A 16,027-nucleotide genomic window follows, 5' to 3' on the forward strand; every position below is an offset into this window, starting at 1 on the left:
AGTTCGCTGGTCATCACCCGGCTCGGCTTCGAGATCCGCCAGCGCTACGGCATCAACGCCAACGTCGGCGAGCTGTACGGACGCCAGGCGCTGAAGGACATGGCCGCCTACGTGGAACAGCAATCGCCGCGCCTGCGCCGCGAGACCGACGACGCGACGGTCATCGAATTCGACCTCTAGCCGCGTCCGCGGCGGCACTGCAGTACCCGAACGACCACATTCAGGAATGGAAACGGCAAGGACATGAGCATGCAGCAGCGCTACTACCTCAGGGAGAACGTCTATTTCGAGCCGCTGGTGCTCAAGTGGTACGCCTGGCCCTACCTGCTGCCGCCGGTCAGCGCGGCGATGAACCTCACCGGCCGCAGCCTGCGCCTGATGAAATCCTTCGTCGCCAACCATCAGCTGCACCTGGCCGCGAGCAAGAATCCGGAGCTGTCGGGCGGCGACTTCGTCAACTGCAGCGAAGACCAGCTCGATAACGTGCGCGGGCTGATCCGCGACATCGAGCACACCCATCAGGATTACCTGGACCTGCGCAAGGCGGTGGCCAAGCTCAACGAAATGCTGGAGCAGGCCAAGGGCCTGTCGCTGGAGCCGCTGTACGCGCAGGTGCCCGAAGCGCTGCGCGGCTACGTCGAGCTGATCTACGACATGAACCACAACGCCTCGTTCCGGCTGATCGAAGGCCTGATCTACGAAAGTCCGCTGTACAAGCCGCTGGCGCAGAGCGTCTCGCTCGGCCTGCTCGGGAAGGTCAAGGAGCGCCCGTTCGTGCTCAGCTCGCCGCGCCTGCCCGACGAGAACCACCTGCACGTCGAGGTGCCGTTCGTGCACGACTTCATCGACGGCCTGTTCGCCGCGCGCGGCACGCCGATCGAGCGCGAGCAGATCGACCGTTTGTTCGAAGGCGTGGGCCTGCAGGGCGGGCTGACCGTCGACGAGTTGTTCACCACCGAGCCGCCGAAGGCGACGCGCGCGCCGCTGGAAGGGCGGCTGCGGGTCAGCTACCTGGGCCACGCCGGCCTGCTTCTGGAGACCGACCGCACCAGCATCCTGGTCGACCCGATCATCGCGGTGCGCGACGAGGCCAACGGCGACCGCGTGCTGAGCTTCAGCGAGCTGCCCGAAACCATCGACTACGTCTGCCTGACCCATACCCACATGGACCATGTCTGCGTGGAGACCCTGCTGCAACTGCGCCACAAGATCGGCGAGGTGCTGGTGCCCAAGAACGGCGGCGGCAGCATCGTCGACCCCTCGATCAAGCTGATGCTGCAGACCATCGGTTTCAAGGTGCGTGAGTTCGAGGACATGGAAATCCTGGACTGCCTCGACGGACGCATCCGCGCGATTCCCTTCCTCGGCGAACATGCCGACCTGCACATTCGCTCCAAGACCGCGTGGTACTTCGAGTTCGCCGGGCAGAAGATCTTCTCCGGCGCCGACTCCTCCAGCCTGGACGAGCGCATGTACGAGCGCATCCAGAAGGTGATCGGCCATGTCGACCTGCTGTTCATCGGCATGGAATGCGTCGGCGCGCCGATGAGCTGGCTGTACGGCTCGCTGTTCACCAAGCCGATTCCGCGCGAGATCAACGAGTCGCGCCGCTTCAACGGCTCCGACTGCGCCTCGGCCCGGAAGATGATCGAGATCTTCAAGCCTTCGCAGGTCTACGTCTACGCGCTCGGCATGGAGCCTTGGTTCAAGTACTTCATGGGCATGGACTACACCGAGGATGCGCGCCAGATCCAGGAGTCGAGCCAACTGCTCGAATTCTGCGCCTCCCGCCAGGTGCAGTCCGGGCGTCTGTTCGCCAAGCAGGTCTGGAACTTCAGTTGATGCGCACCGCGGCGGCCGACAGGCGCGTCGCGGCGACAGGGAATGCAACGTCGGGCGGCCGCCGGCCGCGGCGGCCTCACAGGATTACAGGGAATTCGCTAATGTTTCTTTTCGAGCTGGTGCAGTACGTCGAACATAACGGCATCGACATCAAGGTCGTCGACGGCAAGTTGCGCATCACCGGCGACCAGGCCTTGCTGACCGACGAGGTCAAGGCCACGATGAAGCGCTACAAGGCCGAGCTGTCGGCCTATTACGCGCGCATGTCGCAGGACGCGATTCCCGCGCGCGTCGGCGAGGGCTCGTATCCGCTTTCGTTCGCCCAGCAGCGCCTGTACTTCCTGTACCAGTACGACCCGCAGCTGACCAGCTTCATCCTGCCGATGGAGCTGGAACTGCGCGGCGAACTCGATGTCGCCGGGTTCCGCGACGCGGTCGCGGCGGTGGTCCAGCGCCACCCGATCTACCGCACCACCTATCGGGTCGAAGCCGGCGTGCCGCGCCAGCGCTTCGATGCCGGACGCGTCTTCGAGGTCGGTTTCCGCGACCTCAGCGAGGCCTCCGAGGCCGCGCGCGAGGCCGGCCTGGCCGAATGCCGCCGCGACGTCTCCGAGCGCCCGTTCGACCTCGGCGAGGAACTGCCGCTGCGGGTGCACCTGCTCAAGCGGGGCGCCGGCGACTACACCCTGCTGGTCGGCTTTCACCACATCGCCACCGACGAGTGGTCGATCCAGCAGTTCGTCCACGAAGTCTCGCGGATCTACCGCGATCGCGGCCACGCCCGGGTCGCGGTCGAGCCGGTGTCCTACCTCGACTACGCCGCCTGGCAGGTAGAACAATACGAGGCCGGTGGCTACGAGGTGTCGCGTTCGTACTGGCAGCACCAGCTCGACGGGATCAAGGGCGTGCTGGAGCTGCCGCTGGACTTCCCGCGCCCGGCGTTGCAGAGCTACAACGGCGCCCAACTCGCCCGCCCACTGCCGACCGCATTGAGCGGCAAGGTCGGCGCCTTCCTGCGCAGCCGCGGCCTGCCCGAGTTCGGCTTCTATCTCGGCGTCTGCCATCTGCTGCTCAACAAGCTCAGCGGCGAGAACGACATCGTGGTCGGCACCGACGTGTTCGGCCGCGACCACGCCGACCTGCGCGACATGGCCGGCTTCTTCGTCAACCAGTTGGCCCTGCGCAGCCGGATCCACCCGGAAACGCCGGTCGGCGAGTATCTGGTCCAGGCCGGCATCGCCGCGATGGACTCGCTGCGCTACCAGGACATGCCCTTCGACAAGGTCGTCGACGCCCTCGGCATCGAGCGCGACGCGGCCTATTCGCCGGTGTTCCAGGTCAAATTCCTGTACGAGCGCGCGGCGCGCAAGCTGGAGCTGTTCGACGAGGTCGAGGCGAGCGAACGCGCATCCTTCGGCACCCGTTCGCAATACGACCTGACCCTGAAAGTGCAGGGCGACCAGGTCATCGCCTACTACAACACCGACCTGTTCCGCGCCGGCACGGTCGAGGCCTGGCTGGACTTGTATCTCGCCCTGCTCGAGGAGGTCGTCGAGCAGCCGCAGCGCCCGGTCGCCGAGCTGCTGCAGGACCGGCTGGCCCAGCGCTATGCCGCCTTTACCCAGGGCGAGCAACGCCCGGTCGACCACGCCGGCCTGTTCGCCCGCATCGACGCCGCGGTGGCGGCGAACCCGCAAGCGATCGCGGTGCGTGCCGTCGACGGCGAGGCCAGTTACGCCCAGTTCGACGCGCGCGTGCGCCAGATCGCCGCGCGCCTGCTGGCGATGGGCATAGCCAAGGGCGATAAGGTCGCCGTGCACCTGGACCGATCGATCGATCTGGCCGCGGCGACGGTCGCGGTGATGCGCGCCGGCGCGGTGTTCGTGCCGCTGGACCCGAGTTATCCGCGCGAGCACATCGACTACACCCTGGGCGACAGCGGCGCCGGCGTGGTCGTGACCCAGTCGAGCCTGGCCGACCACCTGCCGGAGTTCTACGGCTTCGTGCTCGACCTCGACAGTCTGCCGACCCCGCCCGCCGACATCGCCGCGCCGGCCTATCCGGCGCTGGGCGCCGAAGACGTCGCCTATCTGCTTTACACCTCCGGCTCGACCGGGCGGCCGAAGGGCGCGCTGGTCCCGCACGGCGCCTTCGCCAACCTGTGCGACTGGTATGTCCGCTTCTGCGATCTGGACCCGGGCAGCCGGGTGCTGTTGATGATCCCGATCGGCTTCGATGCCTCGATCAAGAACATCTTCGCCCCGCTGATGGCCGGCGGCACCCTGGTGCTGGCACGTCCGGACCTGTTCGATCCGGCGTCGCAACTGCGCCAGATCGAGCAGACCGGGGTGAGTCTGATCAATTGCGCGCCGAGCGCGATGTACGCCTTGCTCAAGCACGACGCCGGCAACGGCTATCGTTCGCTGCGCAGCCTGCGCCTGCTCGCGCTCGGCGGCGAAGCCCTCGACCTGAGCCTGCTGCGGCCGTGGCTGGCCAGCGAGGCCTGCCAGGCCGAGCTCGCCAACATCTACGGCCCGACCGAGTGCACCGACATCTCGGTGGTGTACAAGGCCGGCCGCGAGGAATGGCTGCAGCGCTCGCAGGTGGTGATCGGCCGTCCGATCCAGAACGCCCAGGCCTACATCGTCGACGCCGGCCTGCGCCTGTGCGCGCCGGGTGTGGCGGGCGAACTGGTGATCGCCGGCCGCGGCGTCGCCGCGGGCTACCACAACCTCGAGGACGCCAGCGCGCGCAGCTTCGTGCGCGCGCCGCTCGCCGACTCGCCGATTTACCGCACCGGCGATGTCTGCCGCTACGACGAGGACGGCCAGATCGTTTACCTCGGCCGCCGCGACGGGCAGATCAAGATCCGCGGCAAGCGCGTAGAGACGGCGGAAATCGTCGCCCAGCTCGCCGCCTTGCTGCCGGCGCGCAAGATCAGCGTGCAGCTGTACGCCGCCAACGGCATGGAGCTGTTGCTGGCCTTCGCCGACGGCGGCGCCGCGGCGACCGGCGTCGACGAACTCAAGCACCGCCTGGCCCAGCGCCTGCCGCGGCACATGGTGCCGGCGCAGATCCTGTTCGTCGAACGCATGCCGTTGACGCCGAACGGCAAGATCTGCGGCAAGTCGCTGGCCGCGCTGTTCGAAGCCCAGCGCGCCAACGCCGAAGCGGTCGACGAAACCCTCGACGAGACCGAGCGTCTGATCGCTTCGGTCTGGGAGCAGTTGCTCGGCGTGCAGGGGATCGAGCGCGGCTCGGACTTCTTCTCGCTCGGCGGCGATTCGATTTTCTCGATCCAGCTGGTGGCCGAACTGCAGGCGCACGGGATCAAGGTCTCGGTCGCCGACATCTTCAAGCACCCGACCCTGGGCCAGCTCGCCGGCCTCGCCGCGCGCAACGCGGCCGCGGCCGGCGACGAAGGCGCCGCCGAAGACGCCGCCGCCGAGGAGGCCGGACTGGCGCCGTTCGCCTTGCTGTCCGAGGCCGACCGCGCCCTGTTGCCGGACGGCCTGGAGGACGCCTATCCGGTCACCTCGCTGCAGCACGGCATGATCTTCCACGGTCTGCTCGACAGCGATCTGTCCAGCAACAGCGGCTCGACCTATCACGACGTATTCTCGTTCGAACTCAGCTTCGACGCCTTCGATCCGCAGGCCTTCGTGCGCGCGATCGGCGACGTCGTCGCCCGCCATCCGGTGCTGCGCACCGGCTTCGAGCTCGGCCGTTACTCGGTGCCGCTGCAACTGGTGCACGCGCAGGTCGCGCCGAACATCGACCAGGCCGACCTGCGCGGGCTCGACGCGCCGGCCCAGGCGCGCGAAGTCGCGCTCGCGATCGCCGCGATCAAGGCCAAGGGCTTCGCCCTGGAAGGGCCGAGCCTGATCCGCTTCACCGTGCTGCGCAAAGCCGAGCACTGCATCCAGTTGGTGATCGACGCCCACCACGCCATCCTCGACGGCTGGAGCATGGCGACCCTGCAGCGCCAGGTGTTCGAGTGCTATCGCGCCTACCAGGCCGGCGCCGAGACGGCGCCCAGCTTCGACAGCGGCCGTTCGCGTTTCGCCGACTACGTCGCCCGACTCGCGCTGGAACAGGCCGACCCGGCCAACCGCGCGTTCTGGGACGCGGCCGGACGCAGTGCCGGCGAAGGCCGCCTGGTCGCGGTCGCCGCGTCCGCGCCGGCACGCGAGCATCGCGAGATCCGTCTCGACGCGGCCCTGGCCGCGCGCCTGGACGAACTCGCCGCGCGCGAAGGCGTGGCGGTGCGCACCTTGTTGTTCATGGCGCATGCCTGCACCCTGCGGGCGATGATCGGCAGCGACCGCGTGGTCACCGGCCAGACCGACAACGGTCGCCTGGAAGCGCGCGGCGCCGAGAACGTGCTCGGCCTGTTCCTCAACGTCCTGCCGCAGACCGTCGACCTGGGCGGCAAGCGCTGGCGCGAGTTGGCCGCGGCCGTGCACGAGGCCGAGAGCGCCAGCCGCGCTCACCGCCGCTATCCGCTGGCCTCGATCCTGCAGCGCCACCCCGCGCTCGCGGTCGATTCGCTGTTCACCTACACCAATTTCCGCGTCTCCAACCCGCTGACTCGCGAAGCCTCGCTGCGGGTGCGCGAAGGCGAGCTGTTCGAAGAGGTCAACTTCGGCCTGTCGCTGCACGCCAACGGCAACCGCGAGGACGGCTACACCGTGATCCTCGATGCGCGCCTGAACCTGCAACCGATCCACATCGACGCGCTGCTGCGCAGCTATGTCGAGGCGCTGGAGGCGATGACCGCCGATTTCGACGCCGCCATCGCGCCGCTGCCGGCGCACCGCCTGCCGGTGTTCGATCACGGCCAGGACGGCGCCGCGCATGCGCTGTTGCGCTTCGACGCCGCACTCGACGCCGCCGCGCTCGACGCCGCCGCGACCGAGGTGGTGCTGCGCGCCCTGGGCGCCGGTGTCGCCGGCCCGGCCCTGCAGTTGCTGAGCCCGGCTTTCGCCGCCGGTCACGACGAGCAGGCCAGCATCGATGTCGCGCTGAGCCAGATCGGCGCCACCGATGCGCCGCTGACCGTCGCCGCGTACCGCCGCGACGGCGGCCAGATCCTGGCCCTGCGTGTGTCGCCGGCGTTGGCCGCGGCCGATCCGGCCGCCGCGAGCGCGCTGATCGCGCGATACCGCATGTTGAGCGGCGACCGCGCCGCGCTGTCGGCGCGCGCCGGCAGCGCCGCGCCGTGGCGCGAGGCGAGCGTGTTCGATCGCGACCGCGCCTACTGGCAGGCCCAGCTCGACGATGCGCCGCTGGCCTTGAGCCTGCCGTTCGATCGTCCGCGCGCTGCGCAGGCCGAGCGCGGGCACGTTGGGCGCGTGCCGGCCGGGCGCGGCCTGGCTGCGGTCGAGATCGCCGTGCCGGCGCAGACCGCTTCGGCGCTGCGTGCGCTCGCCGCGCAACAGGCGGCGCCGTTGCCGGCAGTGCTGTTGACGGCCTGGGCGAGCGCGTTGACGCGCTGGAGCGGGCAGGGCGAGGTCGTCACCGGCCTGGCCTCGACTGCGTTGAACAACGAAGTCGCGGCGCTGCGCCTGGACCTGCACGACGACCCGAACGTCGCCGACGCGATCGCGCGCGCCGCCGCGGTCCTGGCCGGTGCCGCCGCCCATGCCGAGTTGCCGTTCGCCCAGCTCGCTCAGGCCGTGCGCGGACGCGGCGAAGCCTTGTTCGACGTGTTGCTGGCGCTCGACGGGGCGACGGTAGCGGCAGCTTCGTCGCAGGAGCCGGCCCTGGCGCTGGAACTCGCCGAGGGCGCCGGCGGCCTGCGCGGCCGACTGCACTACGCGCAAGCGCTGTTCGATGCGGCCAGCGCCGAGCGCATGGCCGCTCATCTGACGAACCTGTTGAACGCAGTGGCGCAGGACGCCGAAGCCAAGCTCGGCGCCTTGCCGCTGCTGCCGGCGGCGGAGCGCGAGCAAGTGCTGTTCGGCTTCAACGACACCGGCACCGCGCCGGCGCCGGACGGCCTGCTGCATCGCCGCTTCGAGCGTCAGGCCGCGCTGCAGCCCGATGCGATCGCGCTGATCGACGGCGCCAACGCGATCGGCTACGGCGAACTCAACCGCCGCGCCAACCGAATCGCCCATCGCCTGATCGCCCTGGGCGTGAAGCCCGATGATCGGGTCGCGATCTGCGTCGAGCGCAGCGCGGCGATGGTCGCCGGCCTGCTCGGCGTGCTCAAGGCCGGCGGCGCCTACGTGCCGGTGGACCCGAACTATCCGTCCGAACGCTTGGCCTACATGCTGGAAGACAGCCGTCCGGCGGTCTTGTTGACCCAGGCAGGGCTGCGCGGACGCTTGCCGCTCGGCGAGCCGGCGCGTTTGCCGGTGCTGGGCATCGACGAGTTGATCGCGGCGGCGGGCGAGGGCGAGTCGCAGGATCCCGACGCGCAAGCGCTCGGGCTGAGCCCGGCGCATCTGGCCCAGGTCATCTACACCTCGGGTTCGACCGGCCAGCCGAAAGGCGTGATGGTCGAACACCGCAACGTCGCCGAGCTGGTACGTACCCACATCGGCCAATGCGCGCTGCAGCCGGGCGACCGCATGCTGCAGTTTGCTTCGTATTCGTTCGACAGCTCGGTGGTGGAAATCTTCCCGACCTTGTCGGCCGGCGCCACGGTGGTGCTGCGTCCGGCGCATCTGCTCGCGCCGGATGCCGAGTTCGTCGAGTTCCTCGGCGCGCAGGCGATCAACATCGCCGACCTGCCGACCGCGTTCTGGCAGCAGTGGTCGCAGTCGGTCGCGGAAGGACGGCTGTCGCCGCCGGCGGGCCTGCGCCTGGTCGTGGTCGGCGGCGAGAAGGTCGAACGCCGCCACCTGGCCCAGTGGTTGCAGGCGCCGGGGCTGCGCTGCGGCCTGCTGAATACCTACGGCCCGACCGAGGCCGCGGTATACGCGACCGCGGCGTCGTTCGCCGATGCCTCGCAGTTGCCCGAGCATGAGGTCTCGATCGGCCGCCCGGTCGCCAACACCCGCGTCTACATCCTCGACGCGCACGGCCAGCCGGCGCCGATCGGCGTAGGCGGCGAGTTGTGCATCGCCGGCGCCCAGGTCGCGCGCGGTTACCTCGGCCGCGAAGCGCTCAGCGCCGAACGCTTTCTGCGCGATCCCTTCGTCAGCGCCGATTCCGATCCGGCCCTGGCGCGGATGTACAAGACCGGCGACCTGGCGCGCTGGCGCGCCGACGGCTGCCTGGAATACCTGGGGCGCAACGATTTCCAGGTCAAGATCCGCGGCTTCCGCATCGAGCTCGGCGAAATCGAAGCGGCGCTGTCGGCTTGCGCCGGGGTGCGCGAGGCGGTGGTGATCGCACGCGAGGACCTGCCTGGCGACAAGCGCCTGGTGGCCTATGTCGTGGCGGCCCCCGAGACCGCGAGCGGCGTCGCCGAAGCCGTGCCGGGCGTGGCGCAGTGGCGCGAACAGCTGGCTCGCTCGCTCGCCGACTATCTGTTGCCGTCGGCGATCGTGCGTCTCGACGCGTTGCCGCTGACCGCCAACGGCAAGCTCGACCGCAAGGCGCTGCCGGCGCCGGACGACACGGCGATGGCCGCGCGCGCCTACGCCGAGCCGCAGGGCACTGCCGAAGCGGCGCTCGCCCAGGTCTGGCAGGACCTGCTCGGCCGCGAACGGGTCGGCCGCCACGATCATTTCTTCGAACTCGGCGGCCATTCGCTGATCGCGGTGCAGTTGGTGACCCGCCTGCGCGAAGGCCACGGCCTGGAGCTGTCGCTGCGCGAGGTGTTCGCGCGCCCGCAGCTGTCCGACATGGCGCTGAGCCTGCGCGGCGCCAGTGCGGCCTCGCTGCCGCCGATCCTGGCCGCCGACCGCAGCGCGCCGCTGCCCTTGTCGTGGGCGCAGCAGCGCCTGTGGTTCCTCGACCAGCTCGACTCCGCCGCCGGCGCCGCCTATCACATGCCGGCGGCGCTGCGCCTCAGCGGCCGGCTCGACCGCGCGGTGTTGCAGGCCACCCTCGACCGCGTCGTCGCCCGCCACGAAATCCTGCGCACCTGCTTCGTCGCCGGCGACGGCGAGCCGGTGCAGTCGATCGCGCCCGCCGATTGCGGCTTCGTCCTCGACGACATCGACCTCAGCGCGCTCGACGCGCCGGCGCGCGAACGCGAAGTGCGGACCCTGTCGGCGGCGGAAGTGCGCAAGCCCTTCGACCTGGCCGCCGGCCCGCTGATCCGTGGCCGCCTGCTGCGCCTGGCCGCCGACGAACACGTGCTGCTGTTGACCCAGCACCACATCATTTCCGATGGCTGGTCGCTCGGCGTGCTGGTCGACGAAGTGTCGGCTTTGTACGCCGCCTTCGCCGAAGGCCGCGCCGATCCGCTGCCGCCGTTGCCGGTGCAGTACGCCGACTACGCGGTGTGGCAGCGCCAGTGGCTGCGCGGCGATGCGCTGGAAGCGCAGATGGGCTACTGGCGCGAGCACCTGAGCGGCGCGCCGGCGCTGCTGGAACTGCCGACCGACCGGCCGCGTCCGCCGGTCCAACGCTACATCGGCAGCACCCGCCGGTTCCGCATCGGCGCGGAGACGGTCGACGGCCTGCGCGCCTTGTCGCAGCGCCACGGCAGCACCTTGTTCATGACCCTGCTGGCCGGTTGGTCGCTGCTGCTGTCGCGCCTGAGCGGCAGCGACGACGTGGTGGTCGGCACCGCCGTCGCCAACCGCCGCCGCGGCGAGGTCGAGCCCTTGCTCGGCTTCTTCGTCAACACCCTGGCCCTGCGCGTCGACCTCGGCGACGACCCGACCGTGGCCGAACTGCTGGCGCGCACCCGCGCGGTCATGCTCGGCGCCTACGAGCACCAGGACGTGCCGTTCGAGCAGGTCGTCGACATGCTGCAGCCGGCGCGCAGCCTGGGCCACAACCCGGTGGTGCAGAACATGCTGGTGCTGCAGAACACCCCGGCCGGCACTCTGCAACTGCCCGAGCTGAGCCTGAGCCTGATCGACCAGCCGCGCGACGAGACCTTGTTCGACCTGTCGCTGGAACTGATCGAGCACGACGGCGGCCTCGACGGCAGCCTGGAATACGCCAACGACCTGTTCGACGCCGCCACCATCGAACGCTGGTCGCAGCATCTGCAGACCTTGCTGCAGGCGATGGCCGGGGACGATCGGCGCCGCATCAGCGGTCTGTCTTTGCTCAGCGCCGACGACCGCCGGCTGGTGCTGGAACGCTTCAACGAGGTCGGCGATGCGCCGGCCGCGGGTCACGAGGGACGGACCGTGCACGGCCTGTTCGAGGCCCAGGTCGCGCGCGATCCGCAGGCGACCGCAGTCGAGTACGAGGGCAGCGCGCTGAGCTACGGCGAACTCAACCGCCGCGCCAACCGCGTCGCCCACCGCCTGATCGCGCTCGGCGTGGCGCCCGACGACCGGGTGGCGATCTGTGTCGAACGCGGCCTGGACGCGGTGGTCGCGGTGTTCGGCGTGCTCAAGGCCGGCGCCGCCTACGTGCCGCTCGACCCGGCCTATCCGCCGGAGCGCCTGGCCTATCTGGTCGGCGACAGCGCGCCCAAGGCCTTGCTGACCCAGAACGCGCTGCGCGAGGCGGCCTGGTCGCTCGACGCGCACGCGCCCGACATCGCGGTGTTGATGCTCGACGAAGACGAAACCTGGGCCGCCCAGCCCGAGCACGACCCGGTGATCGATGGTTTGTCGGCCTCGCACCTGGCCTATGTGATCTACACTTCCGGTTCGACAGGCCAGCCCAAGGGCGTGATGGTCGAGCACCGCAACGTGCTCAACTTGTGGTCGGCGTTCGAGCGCGAAGTGTTCGCCGAATGCGCGCCGGGCGCGCGCCTGGGTCTGGACGCGGCGCTGTCCTTCGACGCCTCGGTGCAGTCGCTGGTGCAGTTGCTGTCGGGCCGCTGCATGGTGATCGTGCCGGCGGCGATCCGCGCCGACGGCGCGGCGCTGATCGAGTTCCTCGGCCGCGAGCGCATCGACATCTTCGATTGCACGCCGGCCCAGTTCGAAGCCTTGCTCGCCGCCGGTCTGCTCGACGATGCGGCGACCGGCGGCCGGCGCCCGGGCATCGTGCTGGTCGGCGGCGAAGCGCTGCCGGCGCGCGCCTGGGACGCGGCCGCGGCTTCGGCCATGCGTTGCTACAACGTCTACGGCCCGACCGAGTGCACGGTCGACGCCAGCTATGCGCGTATCGAAGCGGGGGTCGCGCCGCACATCGGCCGGCCACTCGCCAACACCCGCATCTACGTGCTCGGCGGCGACGGCGAACCCTTGCCGGTCGGCGTGGTCGGCGAGATCCACATCGGCGGCGCCGGTGTCGCCCGCGGCTACCTCGGCCGCCCCGAGTTGAGCGCCGAACGCTTCGTCCACGACCCGTTCGCGGCCGTCGCCGGCGCGCGCATGTACCGCACCGGCGACCTCGGCCGCTGGCGCAGCGACGGCAGCCTGGAATACGTCGGACGCAACGATTTCCAGGTCAAGCTGCGCGGCTACCGCATCGAACTCGGCGAGATCGAGGCGCGCCTGTCGGCGTGCGCCGACGTGCGCGAGGCGGTGGTGATCGCACGCGAAGACCAGCCCGGCGAGAAGCGCCTGGTGGCCTATGTCGCGCCGCGCGCCGCGGCCAAGGACGAAGCGTTGGAAGAGCTGCTCGACGGCCAGGTCGCGCAGTGGTCGGACATCTTCGACGACCAGGGCGAGGAGGAAACGACCGAGCAGGCCGACTTCGGCTTCGACCTGACCGGCTGGAACAGCACCTACACCCGCGAGGCGATCGCCAGCGAAGGCATGCGCGAATGGCTCGACGGCACCCTGGTGCGGATCGAGGCGCTGCAGCCGCGGCGGGTGCTCGAGATCGGCGTCGGCACCGGGATGATCCTGTGCAACATCGCGCCGCGCTGCGAGCGCTATGTCGGCACCGACCTGTCGGTCAAGACCGTGGCCAAGGTCAACCACCTGGTCGGGGTCACCCCGGATCTGGCCGGCAAGGCCGAGGTGTTCCAGGGAGAGGCCACCGACTTCTCGGCGATCCACGGCGAGTTCGACACCGTGGTGATCAACTCGGTGGTGCAGTACTTCCCGAACCTGGCCTATCTGGAGCAGGTGATCGCCTCGTCGATCGGAGTGACCGCGGCCGGCGGCAAGCTGATGATCGGCGACGTGCGCCACCACGGCCTGATGCCCTCGTTCCACCTGTCGGTGCAGGCCTTCCAGTCGCCCGACAGCCTGTCGGCGACGCAGCTGGGCGACCGCGCCGCGCAGAAGATGCGCGGCGACATCGAGCTGTTGATCGACCCGGTCTGGTTCCACGCCCTGCGCGAGCGATATCCGCGGATCAGCGCGGTGCGCGTGCTGCCCAAGCTGGCCCGCCACGAAAACGAGATGTCGGCTTATCGCTACGACGTAGTGCTGAGCATCGACGGCGAACGCGACGAAGCGTTCGCGGTCGACTGGCAGGATTGGGGGGACGAAGGCTTCGACGCGCAGCGCCTGCAGCAGCGCATCGACGCCGCCGGCGAGGCGGTGCTCGGACTGCGCGCGATCGCGCATCCCTGGGCCACCCCGTATCAGCGCGCCTGGCAGCGGCTCGGCGCGGGCGAGGGCGGGGCCTCGGTCGCAGCGATCAAGGCCCAGGCCGCGCTCGACGCGCGCCGGGGCGCGCTGTGCGCCGATCTCGAGGCGTTTTGCCGCGAGCGCGGCTACAGCCTGGACCTGAGCTGGGCGCCGAACGCGCACAGCGGCGAGTACCACGCCCTGATCGGTCGCGACGGCCAGGCCCTGCGTTTCGACTGGCGCAGCCAGATCGCGCAGGAGCAGTTGTCGAAGGACGAGTCCGGTTTCGCCCACGACCCGCTCGAGGCCAAGTGGCGCAGCACCTTGCCGGGCCGCCTGCGCGAGCTGCTGGCGGCGCAGTTGCCCGAGTACATGGTGCCGAGCGCGTTCATGCTGATCGACCGTTGGCCGCTGACCGGCAACGGCAAGCTCGACCGCCAGGCCCTGCCGGCGCCCGACCGCATCGCGGTGGCCGCGCGCAGCTACGAACCGCCGCAGGGCGAGGTCGAGGAGACCATCGCGGCGATCTGGCAGGAATTGCTCGGCCTGGAGCAGGTCGGCCGCCACGACCACTTCTTCGAGGTCGGCGGGCATTCGCTGCTGGCCGTGCAGGTGATGGCGCGGGTGCGCGAGGCCTTCGCCGTCGACGTGCCGGTGGCGGAATTGTTCAAGTCGCCGGAGGTCGCGCTGCTGGCGCGAGTGGTGCTGGTGGCCAGCGTCGGCCGCTACGCCGACGAGGATGTCGAGCGCATGGCCGCCGACATCGACCAGCTCTCGGAAGAACAACTGCGCGCGCTGCTCGAAGAGGAAAACCCGTGAGCTGCCGCGAGCGTACGGCCTCCGCGGGACGACACACCATGGAACAACTAGCGATGGAGATGCGGGATGTCTAAGGAATCGTCGGCGGACATCGAGCTGCTGAAACTGGAACTGCTGCGGCGCCGGCTCAACAAGTCGGCGACCCCGGCCGCGCAGCCCGACGGCGCGCGGCCGATCGCGCGCGCCGATCGCGACGGCGAACTGCCGCTGTCGTGGGCGCAGCAGCGCATGTGGTTCCTCGACCGCCTCGATCAGGCGGCCGGCGAGGCCTATCACGTGCCGGCGGCGCTGCGCCTGAAGGGCCGGCTCGACCGTCTCGCGCTGCAGTCCGCGCTCGACCGCATCGTCGCCCGCCACGAAAACCTGCGCACCCGCTTCGTCGGCGTCGACGGCTCGGCGCGCCAGCAGATCGCGCCGGAGCAGATCGGTTTCGTCCTGGTCGACCACGACCTGCGCGCGCTGGCGCCGGCCGAACGCGAAGCCGAGGCCGCCCGGATCGGCCGCGAGGAAGCGCTGGCGGCGTTCGACCTGGCCGCCGGCCCGCTGATCCGCGGCCGCCTGGTGCGGGTCGGCGACGACGAGCACGTGCTGCTGGTGACCCAGCACCACATCATTTCCGACGGCTGGTCGATGGGCGTGCTGGTGCGCGAAGTCAGCGCGCTCTACACCGCCTTCGCCCAGGGCCGGGCCGACCCGTTGCCGCCGCTGCCGGTGCAGTACGCCGACTACGCGGTGTGGCAGCGCCAGTGGCTGCAGGGCGATGCCTTGCAGAAACACATCGATTTCTGGCGCGGCCACCTCGGCGGCGCGCCGACCCTGCTGGAATTGCCCGGCGACCGTCCGCGCCCGCCGCTGCAGAGCTACGCCGGCGACCGCATTCCGGTCGCCTTGCCGGCGGCCCTGACCGCCGCATTGCGCGCGCTGTCGCAGCGCCACGGCACTACCGTGTTCATGACCTTGCTGGCCGGTTGGTCGGCGCTGTTGTCGCGCCTGAGCGGCCAGGACGAGGTGGTGATCGGCACGCCGGTGGCCAACCGCGCGCGCACCGAACTCGAACCGCTGATCGGTCTGTTCATCAACACCCTGGCCCTGCGCGTCGACCTGCGCGACGACCCGACCGTCGCCGAGCTGTTGGCCCAGGTCAAGGCCACCACGCTCGGTGCCTACGCGCACCAGGAGCTGCCGTTCGAGCAAGTGGTCGAGGCGCTGGCGCCGGAGCGCAGCCTCGGCCACAGCCCCTTGTTCCAGGTGATGTTGACCCTGGACAACACCCCCGACAGCGGCAGTCTGGCGCTGCCCGGCCTGGAACTGAGCGCGGTGCCGGCGACCAACGCCAAGGCCCATTTCGACCTGCGGCTGTTGCTCGGCGATGCCGGCGACGACCTCAGCGGCGAGTTGGAATATTCCAGCGACCTGTTCGACCGCGCCACCGCCGAGCGCATGGTGCGGCAGTGGATCGCACTGCTGCAGGGCATGGTCGGCGGCGATGCGCGCAAGCTCGGCGAGCTGGCCCTGTTGTCCAGCGCCGAGCGCGAGCAGGTGCTGCGCGGCTTCAATGATCTACGCGCGGATGCGATCCATGACCGCACGATCCATGCGTTGTTCGAGGCGCAAGCGGCATCGAAGCCGGACGCCGAAGCGCTGTTGGTCGAAGACGAGGTGCTGAGCTACGCCGAGCTCAACCGCCGCGCTAACCAAGTAGCGCATCGTTTGATCGCGCTCGGCGTGAAACCCGACGACCGCGTGGCGATCTGCACCGAGCGCAACGTGGCGATGGTCGTCGGCCTGCTCGGCGTGCTCAAGGC

At 69.9% G+C, this 16,027-nt stretch carries 4 protein-coding genes; all 4 read left to right on the forward strand.

From position 1 onward, the window contains the following. Positions 1-180: hypothetical protein (locus AC6CH2_RS22345; protein WP_498271136.1), on the forward strand; the 180-nt coding region annotated here is incomplete at its 5' end. A 63-nt stretch (positions 181-243) separates the two neighbouring features. Then, positions 244-1,842, forward strand: coding sequence for an MBL fold metallo-hydrolase (locus AC6CH2_RS22350; protein WP_498271137.1), 1,599 nt, complete (start codon positions 244-246; stop codon positions 1,840-1,842). A 101-nt stretch (positions 1,843-1,943) separates the two neighbouring features. Then, positions 1,944-14,222, forward strand: a complete 12,279-nt coding sequence (locus AC6CH2_RS22355; protein WP_498271138.1) for an amino acid adenylation domain-containing protein — start codon at positions 1,944-1,946, stop codon at positions 14,220-14,222. Positions 14,223-14,288: 66 nt separating this feature from the next. Then, positions 14,289-16,027, forward strand: a 1,739-nt coding sequence (locus tag AC6CH2_RS22360) for a condensation domain-containing protein (RefSeq protein WP_498271139.1), incomplete at its 3' end; no start/stop codon positions are given.

The sequence above is a fragment of the Lysobacter sp. GQ73 genome, from assembly GCF_059758755.1.